A 12,927-nucleotide genomic window follows, 5' to 3' on the forward strand; every position below is an offset into this window, starting at 1 on the left:
CCTGAGGAGCCGCGCCAGCGGCGTCTCGAAGGAGGCTCCAGCGCGCACGGGAGACGCCCTCGTGCCCGGACAGCGTCCGGGACCTCGAGACGGTCACTGACATGACCTCCTCAGGATGAGGGCTGTAGGGGTGACACGACAGACCGGGATGGCCGGGACTGATCCCCGGATCAAGTCCGGGGACGGCCATGACGTGGAGGGGCGGCATTGAGGCGCTCATCCCCTCTCTCGTGGAAGAGAGGGGCAGGGTGAGAGCGAGCCGGATCAAAGCCCGAACGGGTAGGTCTCCGGCATCCCCTGCCCGTGGGCGTGGGTGAGTGGCGTGACGGCCCTGGTCTCCTCGAACCAGACGAAGGCGTCGAATTGCTCGGCCAAGACCGCCTCGAAGTAATGGCTGTAGAGTTCCGTCTCCGGGCGGTAGACGACGCCGATGGCCCGCTCCAGCCGAGGACGAGACAGAATCGCCGTGAGCTCGGCTTGGCCGTTCTCGCGCCAGTCGGTCAGGAAGCTTCCAAGCCCTGTCTCCCGGAAGATGCGCTCGTGGCTGTCGGGCCGTGCGGGCCGCACGGTATTGACCTGCATGGGCTCGTCCCAGTCGTCGGCGGCTGCCACCGTGCCTCGGTCGGTCCCGAAGCCGACGAGGACGGCCTCGTTGTGGTAGGCCTTGCGGCAAAGCTCGCCGATATTGAACTCGCCCTGCCAGCCCATGGCCGTGGCGTCCGCATTGCCGATATGCGAGTTGTGGGCCCAAACGACCGCCTTGGCGTTGTCACGCCGCGCGAGCAGGCTCTGCAGGGTCTCGAACATGTGCCGGTCGCGCAGGTTCCAGGATTCCGTCGCGCCTTCGTACATGATCCGGTAGTAATGCTCGGCTGCGTGGACGATCTTGGCGTTCTGCACCGCATCGAAAAATCCCTCGCCGCCATCGGCTTGGAGATAGTCCATGCGTTTGTCGAGAATGTCCTGCAGTTGGCGGAGCAGTGCCTCGTCGCAGGGCTTCTTCTGTCCGGTCAGCACGGCGCGGCCGTAACGGGCAGGGTCGGATTGCCACGGACTGAGGCAGCCGTAGCGAGCCCTCGCCTCCCGGGCCTCTTCCGGATCGACCTTGTCGAGATAATCGAGTACGGAACGGATCGACGTGTTCAGGCTGTAGACGTCGAGCCCGCGGAACTCGACACGCTCATCCTCCGCCCGCTCCTTGTTGAAATCGCGCATCCAGTTGACGAAGTCGTAGACCTCCTCGTTGCGCCACATCCATGTGGGAAACCGCTGGAAGGCCGTATCATCACCGTCGGCAACTGGGCGGTGGCGCACATAAGCGTCGATGCGCGCCGCGTCCGGCCAATCGGCCTCGACGGCGACGATGGTAAAGCCGTGCTGCTCGATCAGGCGTTTCGTGATCGCGGCACGAGCTAGGTAGAATTCCGACGTGCCGTGGGTCGCCTCGCCCAGGAGCACGACCTTGGCGTCGGAGAAGCGGTCGAACATGGCGCCGAAGGCTTCGCCGTCATCGAGATTCGGAAGCGCCTCGCCGTGATCCCTGACCACCGCGACCGCCTCATGAATCGAGCGCTCGGATTCGGGTTCCCTGAAAGAGAGACGGGCCATGACATACCTCACGCTATTGCCGCCGACGTGCCGGACCCGAGCCGCATCCACTGGACCAGGATCAGCTCTCTCTTCGAATTTCGTCCCCTGTTGAGGGCGAACCAGATTTACCACGCACGGGTGGTGTTTAACGACGGCGCGAGGGACGCGGTTCCTTTCGTGTGGTTGTCTGTGAACAAGAGCTGCGCCTCTCATTCAACTCTGACGAGGTGAAGCGGGAGCGCTCAACCGGCTCAGATCCGGCTGCGACTGCCGACGCTTTTTTTCTTTGCCGCTTCAGTCCTGTCCTGGGCCCAACTTCGGCATGACGGAACTGGAACGCCATCCTTGGAAGCGTCACATTCCACACAACAAAAGACCCTCTCCGTTCATATGACGGAGAGGGTCGAGGGGAAGCTCGTTCATTCAGATGATGTCGAAATCCGAAGCCGTCAGCTTGAGATTCTTCTGGAGGATCCCGATCTGCACCTGGGCTGCAGCGCCAGTCCCGTCCTTCGTAGGACAGAATCCCGGTTTTCTTGTCGTAGATGATCCGGTCCGACGCATCGTGGGCGACCTTGCCCGTGTAGAATGCCGCAGCCTTCAGCTTGCCGGGATGATCCTCCGTGCCCTTCCCGGCCTTGAAGTACTTGTCATCCAGCCAAATCCTGTCTTCCTTCGGCTTGAAATCGGCGAGTTTCTTGATGTTGGAGAAGGTCGGCTTCGCATTGAAGACGAACACGTCCTTGCCGGATCCGCCTGTGAGGACATCTCTCCCGCCGGCGCTCATAATGGTGTCGTCGCCGTCACCGCCCTGGATGGTATCGTTGTAATTCTCGGACCTGATGACGTCCCCAGACGATTTGGCGGCAATTCTCTCGTTCTTGATGTTGTTCACCGCGATCGTGAAGACCTTATCGAAGGACAGCCCGCCCTGGTCGGTCACGCGCAGCGTCACCTGGTGTGAGGTCTTGGTTTCGTAATCGATATTCGCGTTGGCGCGTACCTGGAGCTGGTTACCGACCACCTGGAACTTGGCGTCCGGATCGCTCACGAGCGCATAGGTGAAGGTGCTGCCCGCGTCGGGATCGGTGGCACCAAGCGTGCCGACCACCGCTCCGGCAAGGCTGTTCTCGTTGATGCGCGTTCCGGAAAGCGTAAGGCTGGCCGGCGCTTCATTGACGTTGTCTACGGCAATGGTGAGAACCTTGTCGAACGATAGTCCGCCTTGGTCGGTTACGCGAACGGTGACTTGATGAGCGGTCTTGGCCTCGTAATTCAAGCTGGCGCCGTTTCGCACCTGGAGCTGGTTGCCGACGACCTGGAACTTTGCATCCGGATCGCTCACGAGGGCGTAGGTGTAGGTTCCGTTCGCATCCGGATCCAACGCCCCGAGCAGCCCTACCGTTGTAGCGCCCGCGCTGTTTTCGTCGACACTGGATTTGGACAGGGTGACGCCGGTCGGAGCCTCGTTCACGTTGTTGAGCGTGATCGTGAAGGTTTTCTCGTAGCTGAGATTCGACTGATCCGTGACGCGGATCCGAACGTCGTGCGAGGTCTTGGCCTCGTAATCGAGAACCGCGCCGCTGCGGACCCGAAGCTCGTTGCCGACCACCTGGAACTTGCTGTCGGGATCGCTCACGACAGCGTAGGTAAACGTGTCGCCAGGAGTGTCCGTGGCGCTCAGAAGCCCGACGAGGGGGGCATTCTCATTCACGCTCGTTGCCGAAAGAGCGATGTCGGTCGGCGCCTGTGTGCCCGTCCCCTCCGGTTCGATGTTGTTGACGGCGATGGTGAAGGTCTGGTCCTTGTAGAGCCCACCCTGATCGGTCACCCGAACGGTGACCTGATGGGAGGTCTGCGTCTCGTAATCCAACGTTGCGCCGGTCCGCAGGCGAAGCTCGTTGCCCACAATCGCGAACTTGCTGTCGGGATCGTCGATGATCGTGTAGCTCAGGGCGCTGCCCGCATCGGGATCCGTTCCGGTCAGCACACCGATGGAAGAGCCGCCCGTCCTGTTCTCGTCGATGCTGGCATTGGACAACGTCAGGTTTGTCGGCGTTTCGTTGACGTTGTTGACGACGACCGTGAAGGTCTGGTCCTTGTAGAGCCCGCCTTGGTCGGTCACCCGGACGGTAACCTGATGTGAAGCCTTCCCCTCGTAGTCCAGCGTTGCGCCGCTTCGTACCTGAAGCTGGTTGTTGAGGATCTGAAACTTGCCGTCCGGATCGCTCAGGATCGAATAGGTCAAGACGCTGCCGGCATCGGGGTCGGTGCCGACGAGTGTCCCGATGGCGGCGCCACCGGTCCGATTTTCGTCGATGCTGGCGCTCGACAGGGTCAGGCTTGTCGGAGCCTCGTTGATGTTGTTCACGACAATCGTGAAGGTCTCGTCATAGGTCAGGTTCCCCTGATCCGTGACCCGGATCGTCACCTGATGCGAGCCCTTGGATTCGAAATCGAGCGTTGCTCCAGCCCTGACCTGAAGTTCGTTGTTCAGGATCTGGAACTTGCTGTCCGGGTCATCGACGATCGTGTAGGTGAATGTGCTGCCCGCTGTATCCGTAGCGCTCAGGGTGCCGATGGCATATCCGCCAGCCCGCGTTTCGTCCACGGACGTGGCCGACAGTGAAATATCGGTCGGAGCCGTGTTCGGATCGGTCGTTCCGGTGAGTGAAATCGTCTGGTCGGCGAATTGGGCGAACTGGACGTTGCGAAGCGTATCGACCCCGTCCTTGCCGGCGCGGGTATCCGTCACGGTGATGCTGCCGTCGCCGTTGACCACGAGCGTGTAGTTCGACCGGTTGCCTGAGAAAACGGCTGTGTTCGTGCCCGTTCCGCCGTCGAGGGTGTCGTTGCCCCACACGCCGGTCAGGGTGTCGTTCTCCGACCCGCCGTTCAGTACGTCATCGCCAGCACCACCCCACAGGACGTCATTGCCCGCCGATCCATTGAGGGTGTCATGGTTGTAGCCGCCATCCAATTTGTCTGCAGCAGAGGTGCCATTCCAAGTAAGGCCGGTCACATGCGCCGGGCTGCTGTAGCCGGCTGTAATCACGGCATTTGCCGGCTTGTTCTGCGGCGTGTAGTCGATCGTCTGGACCCCGTGAGCCTCAGGGTTTTCGAAGGGATGATAACTCCAAAGAAAAGCGCCATCGAGCCACTGGCCGCTGTAGTTCTTCATCACATGGTACAGAGCCTGATAGGCGTCCTGCTGTTCCTGGTAATCGACTGTGCCGCTGCCGGCCCAGAGACCGGGATCCTTGTTCGCCCCGTCCATGCTGCGGTAGCCGACCTCCGTGAAGAGCACCTGCTTTCCATACTGCTCCGCAAGCGACTTATAATAGTTGATCGCCGATTTGCCCTGATAGAGCGTGTCGCGGATCCAGCTATTGGCATGCGGCAGAATCCAGGCATCGATCATCTGGGCGACTGTCGGGGTGTTGCTGGTGGTGAGCGGAAGATAAGCGTCGACGCCGATGAAATCGACGCGATCCCAGAAGCTGACCTTCGTCACCTCGTCATAGGTGGCTGCATAGGTGATCTTGCCACCGTAGACGGCGCGGATTGAATCGATGAGCTCCACCCACTTGTCGCGATAGGTCGTGGTGCCGTTGCCGCCTTGGGCGGTCGGGATGATCCCGGGGCCGCTCAGACTCTTCATCTCTGTTCCGATGCAAAGGATCGGCGCGCCCGTCTCCTGCGCAAGCTGAGCGTATTGCAGCATCATCGCTTTGTAGTTCTGGAACCACAGCGGGATGTTCGTCGGCTGGATCTCCGCACGCCACGCATAGTCCTTGGACTCGACGTGCGGCTTCAGCATTACGTTCATGCCGCGAGAGGTCACGTCCAGCATCGCCGCCCGGGTCTGTGCGATGGTCTCGCTTTTGAACTGGCTCGTATCGGCCAGCCCCATCGTGTTGCCGTACTTGTTCTCCATGTAAAACGACGGGATGATCGCAACCGAACTCGCGCCGGTGTTGCGGATCTGGTCGAATGCCACGTCGGCCGTCGCGGTGCCCCAGTTGCCGCCCCAGTAGGATGGCAGGCTGATCCCCTCATAGGTAAGAATTTGATCCCCGGACATCGGCATGGTTCAACCCTCCTATGGCACCTTCTATTACGTTACAACATTGCTATAACAATGCAAGAGACGGTTTTTGGAGAAACTCCTCTCTTGCCGCGACAACACGTCCCTTATGCGAGCCTTGGGCTCCTGAGACGGCATGGACCAAGGCCCGCAGGCTCGGGCAGCGGATTTCAGGAAGTGCTTCCCATGAGTGCGCTATAGGCCTCCTCGGCTGCGATGACGGTGGCCATCTGGACCGTATGGGCGAAGCGGTAAGCCTCGCCGTAGATCGTCTCGTCCGGGAACTCCGTGATGAGGGTCAGCGGCGAGGGATGACGCTCATCGGCCGTGATCAGGCAGGGAATGTCGTTGATGATCTCGTACGGCGTCCCGCCGGAATGGATCGCGCAGATCTCGACTTGGCGGCGGTTGAACTCGGCCAGTCCCGGCACCGCCGAGAGGCCCGTCGTCACGGCTTCGACCAGGGTTCGGGCCGTCTCGCCCCATGAGGGATGATGCCTCATGACCAGGAAGAAACCCTTCGGGATCGACCAGAGCTCGAAGCCGCGCGGCAGATAGCCGGTAAACGGCCTCGTCCATTCGTGGGCCGGGTAGCCGTGGAAGTTGAGGTGCAGCTGAGCGCCGGAGAGTTCCAGCGCCTGGTTGCGCGCGCCGATCTCGTAGAGCGGCTCCTTGCGCCCGTATTCCAGATCGCAGCCGAGCGAGGTGTAGCGCGCCGCATGATGCATATGGCGCGGATTACTCTCGCACAGCCGCCCATGAAGGGCATAACCATCGGGATTCTCGACCGGAACATAAGCGACGTTGGTCTCGGGATTGGCCAGCAGACGGCGCACGGCTCGCAACGTTCCCACGGGAGCCGAGGTCTCGTTGGCATGCTGTCCGCTGGTGACGAGGACGGCCGGACGGGAGCCCGCACGGTAAATGCCTCGCACCGGACGTCCCTCCCGGGAGATCCCTTCAAAGGTTTCGCCGGGAAACGCCGCGAGTTCGCGATAGATCTGCTCGAGCCCAGGCGCGGCATCGGCCGTCTCGATGTCCTGCTCCGGTCTCGCCGGGTTTTGGGGCGGCCCGAAGGAGCGCAGCGTCACGCGGACATGCGCATCGCCGTCCCCGGCGCGGATATCGGGCACGATCTGGCCCGGCTGCACGCTGCGGTCCTCCGGCGGACGGCCCGACTTGCGCTTGAAGAACTCGAGCAGGGAGAAATAGAAGTCCTCGTGCAGCGCCTCGCGCGTGCTCATCACCTCGTCGCCGTAATCGAGCGGGCGCTCGATGCCGGGGATCGTCACGTCGATGGCGATGGTCTCCGCATAGGGCTCCGTGTCGGGCCAGTCATGGGCTGCGGCGGCTGCCATTACCTTGTGGAAGACCTGCTCGATCTCGGTCTCAAGCGGCTCGTCGAGGTCCGGCGCAGCATCCGGCCGCCCGGCGACCTTCAACCACCCGGTCGGCGTGAGGTCGACCTGATCGAGATGGTTGGGGCGCAGGCGGTTCGGCGCGAAGACCGCATGCTCCGCCACACGTCCGTCCTTGTCTTCGAGCGTGACACGATAGGTCAGATCGGCAACACCGGGTTCGAAGATGGTCTCGATGCCGTCAAGCAGGGCCGCCAGAGGATAAGCCTCCGAGAGGAAGCGGAGACGGTCGGCCTCCTCGTGCACCGGGTAGCGCACGGTGACGCGCCTCAGATTGCCGGTATCGAATTCTTCGAGGAAGGCATGGACGAGCGGCTTGTAGGCACTGCGCAGCCGTGCCCTGACGCCCGCTTCCGCCAGCACGGCTTCCGCCGCGCGCCGCGCCGCCTCGTCCTCGAAAAGCCAGGCTTCGAGCCGCACGCCGCGATGATCGTTCCTGGCCCATTCACGCAGGAGGGAATCGAGAGTGCGCGAGATACGCTCGTCGAGCAAAATCGTCATCGTGATGTCTGTCCTGTCGGATCGAGAAGGTCGCGCAGCCAATCACCCAGAAGGTTCAGGCCGAGCACGGTGAACATGATGGCAAGTCCCGGAAACACGCTGACCCACCAGGCCGTCTGCAGATAGGTGCGGCCGTCGGCCAGCATGCCGCCCCAGCTTGGGATGAGCGGATCGACGCCGAGGCCGAGGAAGGTAAGACTGCTTTCGAGGAGGATGTTGTTGGCCACGTTGAGCGTCATCAGGATGACGATGGGGCCGAGCACGTTGGGCAGGATGTGGGTGAAGATGATGCGACCGTTGCCGACGCCGATGGCACGGGCCGAGAGGATGAACTCCCGGTCCCGCAGCGCCAGCACGGAGCCGCGCACGAGCCGTGCATATTGCACCCATTGGGCGACGATCATGAAGAAGATGATCTTGTCGACGCCGGTGCCGAGAATGGCCAGGAACATGATGGCGAGCAGGATGAAGGGCAGCGCCAGCTGGATGTCGGCGAAGCGCATCAGCAGAACCTCGGCGATGCCGCGATAATATCCGGCGACGAGACCGACGATGGTACCGACGATGACCGCTCCCACCACCGAGAGAACGCCGACCGTGAGCGAGATCCGGCCGCCGACGATCACGCGCGCCAGCACGTCGCGGCCGAGCGGGTCCGTGCCGAGGGGATGCGCGAGGTCCTGGAACGGCGGCGTGAGACGGGCCATGAGATCCATGCTCTCGCCGCCATCCGGGAACAGGAAGCCCGAGAACAGCACGGCCAGGCCCATGCCGGCGGTCAGCAGGAGACCGAGGACGAGCTCGAACGAGCGGAAGTGCCGGCGCGCCGACGATACAGCCTGAGCGGCAGCCATGGACCCTACTCCGTCCGGATGCGCGGGTCGATCAGCCCATAGGCGATATCGACCAGAAGATTGATGAGAACGATGAAGAGCGCGAGCACCGTGATGGTGCCCTGGAGCACCGGGTAGTCGCGGTTCGAGATGGCGTCGAAGGCGAGCGTGCCCATGCCGGGCCAGTTGAACACCCGCTCGATGATGACGATGCCGCCGATGAGGCCGCCGAACTGAAGGCCGATATAGGTGACGAGCGGAATGGCCGAGTTGCGCAGGGCATGCTTGTAGAGGACGATCCGGTCGCGCAGGCCCTTGGACCGGGCCACCATGATGTATTGCTGCGAGAGCGTTTCCAGCATGGAGGTGCGCACGAGACGAACATTCGTGGCGGTGAGGATGATCGCCATGGTCAAGGCCGGCATGACGAAACTCTCCGGCCCCTCCATGCCGCTCGGCGGCAGCAGACCGAGCACGATGGAGAACAGGAGCACCATCATGATGGCGAGCCAGAAGTTCGGAAAGGACAGGCCGACGAGCGACAGAATGCGGATCATCTGATCCGGCCAGCGCCCGCGGTTCACCGCGGCATAGACGCCGAGAGGCACCGACAGGACGATGGAGACGATCAGGGACGTGAACGCCAGCAGGAGGGTGGCCGGCAGCGCATTGGCGATGAGCATGGAAACGGGCGTGCCGCCCATGAAGCTCTTGCCGAAATCGCCTATTGCCATGCCTTCGAGAAAGTCGAGGTATTGAACGAGGAACGGCCGCTCGAGGCCGAGCGCCTGCCGAATGTTCTGCAGATCCTGCTCGGTGACGTTGCCGCCGCCCATCAGCATGATCGCGGGATCGCCCGACAGCCTGATCGCGAAGGAGACGATCAGAGTCACTGCGAGGACCACGAAAACAGCCTGCAACAATCGTTTAAGGATGAAGCCCGCCATCGGGTGGTCCTTCTTGCACTCGGAAAAACGGCCCCGCAAACGCGAGGCCTCATCTTGAAACTCAACGCCCCGGACACTCACCGCGAAGGGGATGTCCGGGGCAACTTTTTACTCCACCGTCGTTTCCGTGAAGCGGAAGCGTCGGTCGGCGGGGGCGTCGAAGTTCTTCACCCGCTTGTTCACGCCGTAGAGCGTGTTCTGGTTGTAGAGCGGAATCTCGAGCGCCTGATCGGCCACGTAGCGGGCGATCTCCTGGAGAACCTTCTCACGCTCCTTCACGTCGTACATCGTGCGCTGCTTTTCGAGCAGGGCGTTCAGCTTGGGATCGTTGTCGTACGGGTTCCACTTCTCGCCCGAGTGATACATCAGGTAGGCGGTGTTGTCGTAGTCGAAGGTCCATCCGCCCCAGGCGTTGTGCCAGGCTTCGCCGGTCTTGCCGTTCGGAATGATGTCGTTGAGCAGAACCGGAGGCTCATGCGGCTGGAGCGAAGGCTTGAGGCCGAGAGCCTGGAGGAAGCCGGCGGCGGCCTGCGCGACCTCGCGGAAGGTCGCGTCGTTGCCGCGGAAGTCGATCCGCACCGGGGCGCCGGCGGGAACCTTGGCCTGCTGCAGCATCTGCTTCGCCTTCGCGAGATCGAACGGCAGCGGCTTCATGCTCGGATCGTAGCCGAAGGACAGGTCGGACTGGAAGCTTGCAATCGGCTTTGCGTGACCGAGGAGAACGGCCTTGATGATCGCGTCACGGTCGATGCCCATGATCAGCGCCTTGCGGACGTTCACGTCCTTCGTGATGCCTTCCTTGGTATTCAGGCGCAGCGCGACGACGGTCGGACCGGTGATGCTGATCAGACTCAGGTTGGGGCTTTTCTCGACCGTCGGCGCAAGACCGAACGGGATGAGGGTCGCCACATCGATGCGGCCTGCCTGCAGCTCGGCCACCTGGGTGTTCGCCTCGGAGATGAAGCGCGTCACGACCTTGTCGAGCTTCGGCGCGCCGCCCCAATGCTCGGGGAAGGCTTCGAGCGTGAGGCTGACCTTGGGCGTGTATTCCACGAACTTGAACGGCCCGGTGCCGACCGGGTTCATGTTGAAATAGGCGTCGCCCTTTTCCTGGATGTACTTCGGCGGCACGATCATGCCGCCATAGCCGGCGAGCTTCGTCAGCAGGACGGGATCCGGCTGCTTCATGACGAAATCGACCGTTGAATCGTCGACGACCTCCACATGGTCGATGGAGTTGTAGTTCGATTGCTGCGGGCCCTTCTTACCCTCCTCGCCGAGGAGACGGTCGAAGGTGAACTTCACGGCTTCCGCATTGAACGGCTCGCCGTTGTGGAACTTCACGTTCTGGCGCAGCTTGAAGCGGATCCGGTTGTTGTTGTCGAGGAACTCCCACGACGTCGCGAGACCGGGCTTCAGCTTCATATCCGCGCCGCGAGCCGTCAGTCCGTCGAAGATGTTGTTGGCGGCGGACGACCAATCGACAAGGAACGTGTCGATGGGATCCCAGCTGCCCGGATCGATGGCGACGGCGGTGGTGAGCGTTCCGGCGGCCTGGGCGCCGGATGCCATCAGCGGCGCCAGCGCGACGGCGGCCGTCAGGCCGAGCGCTTTCATCGTAGCAGAGAACTTCATTTTCTTATCTCCCTTATCATTCGCTTCTCAAGCAGCCCCGCGGAGCTGATCGGTCTCGATGGCAACCCAATGACCCGGCTCGACCTCGCGCATGCGATGGATGGCGGGCTCCTGTCCCACCGGGCGCACGGGGCTCGGAATTTCGCCCTCTATCCGCGTCCTGGCTCGCTCGCGCTGCGGATCGGCGATCGGCACGGCCGAAAGCAGCTTGCGGGTGTAGGAATGCTGCGGGTTCTCGAAGATGGCCTGACGGGTGCCGAGTTCCACGATCTGGCCGAGATACATCACCGCGACGCGATGGCTGATCTTCTCCACCACGGCCATGTCGTGGGTGATGAAGAGGTAGGACAGCCGCTTCCGCTCCTGGAGTTCCATGAGCAGGTTGACGATCTGCGCCTGGATCGACACGTCGAGCGCGGACACGGATTCGTCCGCGATCACGAGCTTCGGGTTGCTCGCAAGCGCCCGTGCGATGCAGACGCGCTGCCGCTGGCCACCCGAGAACTCATGCGGATAGCGCTTGGCATGCTGCGGCTGCAATCCGACCTGCTCCAGTAGCTCGTGCACCCGCCGCTCCCGCGCCTTGCGGTCGCTGATCAGGCCATGGACGATGATCGGCTCCGCGATGCTGTAGCCCACCGTGTGGCGCGGATCGAGCGACGCGAAGGGATCCTGGAAGATGTACTGGATTTCCTGCCGCAGACGCCGTCTTTCGCCCTGGCTCATGGCCGCCATGTCGCGCCCGTCGAAGCGCACGGTGCCGCCCGTCGGTTCGACGAGCTGCTGCAGCGTGCGCCCGATGGTGGACTTGCCGCTGCCGGATTCTCCCACCAGCGCCAGCGTCTCGCCAGGATAAATGTCGAAGCTCACCTCCTCGACCGCATGGACCCGGTGGGTCACGCGACCGAAGAAGGTCTTGCCCACATCGAAGCGCGTTGTGAGCTTGTCTACCTGGAGGATGGGCTTCGTGTAATCGGCCGTGTTCTGCTCATGGGTCTCGCCCACCGCCTTGGCCACACCACCATCCATCACCATCACGGGCGTGCGCTTCGGGAAAGGCAGTCCCTTCAGGCTGCCCAGGCGCGGCACTGCGGACAGAAGGGCTCTGGTGTAGGGATGCTGAGGCGCGGCGAAGATGTCACGCACCGGCGCCTGCTCCACTTTCTCGCCCTTCCACATCACCACCACATCGTCGGCCATCTCGGCCACCACGCCCATGTCGTGCGTGATGAAGATGACGGCGGTGCCCATCTCCTGCTGGAGATCGCGGATGATGTTGAGGATCTGCGCCTGGATCGTCACGTCGAGCGCGGTCGTCGGCTCGTCGGCGATCAGGAGCTTCGGATTGCAGGCGAGCGCCATGGCGATCATCACGCGCTGGCGCATGCCGCCGGAGAGCTGGTGCGGGTAGCGGTCGAGCAGCTTGTCCGCGTCGGGCAGTCGCACCTTCTGCAGAAGCTCCTTCGCGCGCTGGCGCGCATCGCGCGCACCCAGGCCCTGATGCAGGATCAGGGTTTCGGAAATCTGGTTGCCGATGGTGAAGACGGGATTGAGCGACGTCATCGGCTCCTGGAAGATCATCGCGATGTCGTTGCCGCGAATATCCCTCAGTTTGGCATCCAACGCCTTGACGAGATCGATCGCGTCGCCCCCGTCGGGGCGGAACAGAACCTGTCCGCCGGTGATGCGCCCGCCCGTGTAGTCGGTCAGGCGCATGATCGCCAGCGAGGTGACGGATTTGCCGGACCCGGACTCGCCGACAACCGCCAGGGTCTTGCCCGGCTGCACATCGAAGCTGACGTCCTTGACGGCTTTGAAGGCGCCCTCCCCCTTGCCGAACTGCACCGACAGGGAGCGAACCGACAGGAGGGCTTGGTCCTGAGACCTACGATTGGCAGTATCCGTCATCTATCCAT

General features: G+C 62.6%; 7 protein-coding genes. All 7 read right to left on the bottom strand.

Annotation, left to right across the window (positions count from 1 at the left end; all coding sequences use genetic code 11):
* Positions 1-264: 264 nt before the first annotated feature.
* The 7 genes from DDF70_RS17680 to DDF70_RS17710 all read right to left on the bottom strand — a co-directional run bounded on the left by DDF70_RS17680 (position 265) and on the right by DDF70_RS17710 (position 12,919).
* Positions 265-1,608 (bottom strand): erythromycin esterase family protein, encoded by a 1,344-nt coding sequence (locus DDF70_RS17680; protein ID WP_114946178.1) that lies wholly within the window; start codon positions 1,606-1,608, stop codon positions 265-267.
* A gap of 127 nt (positions 1,609-1,735) precedes the next feature.
* Complete coding sequence (locus DDF70_RS38770) at positions 1,736-5,680, bottom strand: cadherin domain-containing protein (protein ID WP_114946179.1); 3,945 nt, start codon at positions 5,678-5,680, stop codon at positions 1,736-1,738.
* Between the two features lie 167 nt (positions 5,681-5,847).
* Positions 5,848-7,596, bottom strand: coding sequence for a M14 family zinc carboxypeptidase (locus tag DDF70_RS17690; protein ID WP_114946180.1), 1,749 nt, complete (start codon positions 7,594-7,596; stop codon positions 5,848-5,850).
* A complete protein-coding gene (locus DDF70_RS17695; RefSeq protein ID WP_114946181.1) occupies positions 7,593-8,450 on the bottom strand; it encodes an ABC transporter permease in 858 nt (285 codons plus the stop codon). The genes DDF70_RS17690 and DDF70_RS17695 overlap by 4 nt, the downstream gene beginning before the upstream one ends.
* Before the next feature lie 5 nt (positions 8,451-8,455).
* Positions 8,456-9,376, bottom strand: coding sequence for an ABC transporter permease (locus tag DDF70_RS17700; protein WP_114946234.1), 921 nt, complete (start codon positions 9,374-9,376; stop codon positions 8,456-8,458).
* A 108-nt stretch (positions 9,377-9,484) separates the two neighbouring features.
* Positions 9,485-11,011, bottom strand: coding sequence for an ABC transporter substrate-binding protein (locus tag DDF70_RS17705; protein WP_114946182.1), 1,527 nt, complete (start codon positions 11,009-11,011; stop codon positions 9,485-9,487).
* A 27-nt stretch (positions 11,012-11,038) separates the two neighbouring features.
* On the bottom strand, positions 11,039-12,919 hold the full coding sequence (locus DDF70_RS17710) for an ABC transporter ATP-binding protein (RefSeq protein ID WP_114946183.1): 1,881 nt from the start codon (positions 12,917-12,919) through the stop codon (positions 11,039-11,041).
* Positions 12,920-12,927 lie beyond the last annotated feature (8 nt).

It is taken from the genome of Microvirga calopogonii, assembly GCF_003347665.1.
Classification (GTDB): Bacteria; Pseudomonadota; Alphaproteobacteria; order Rhizobiales; family Beijerinckiaceae; genus Microvirga; species Microvirga calopogonii.

Excerpts from the sequence above, each read along its gene's own strand:
- DDF70_RS17700 (WP_114946234.1), bottom strand. The coding sequence starts at position 9,376 with ATGGCGGGCTTCATCCTTAAACGATTGTTGCAGGCTGTTTTCGTGGTC.
- DDF70_RS17680 (WP_114946178.1), bottom strand. The coding sequence starts at position 1,608 with ATGGCCCGTCTCTCTTTCAGGGAACCCGAATCCGAGCGCTCGATTCAT.
- DDF70_RS38770 (WP_114946179.1), bottom strand. The coding sequence starts at position 5,680 with ATGCCGATGTCCGGGGATCAAATTCTTACCTATGAGGGGATCAGCCTG.
- DDF70_RS17695 (WP_114946181.1), bottom strand. The coding sequence starts at position 8,450 with ATGGCTGCCGCTCAGGCTGTATCGTCGGCGCGCCGGCACTTCCGCTCG.
- DDF70_RS17690 (WP_114946180.1), bottom strand. The coding sequence starts at position 7,596 with ATGACGATTTTGCTCGACGAGCGTATCTCGCGCACTCTCGATTCCCTC.
- DDF70_RS17705 (WP_114946182.1), bottom strand. The coding sequence starts at position 11,011 with ATGAAGTTCTCTGCTACGATGAAAGCGCTCGGCCTGACGGCCGCCGTC.
- DDF70_RS17710 (WP_114946183.1), bottom strand. The coding sequence starts at position 12,919 with ATGACGGATACTGCCAATCGTAGGTCTCAGGACCAAGCCCTCCTGTCG.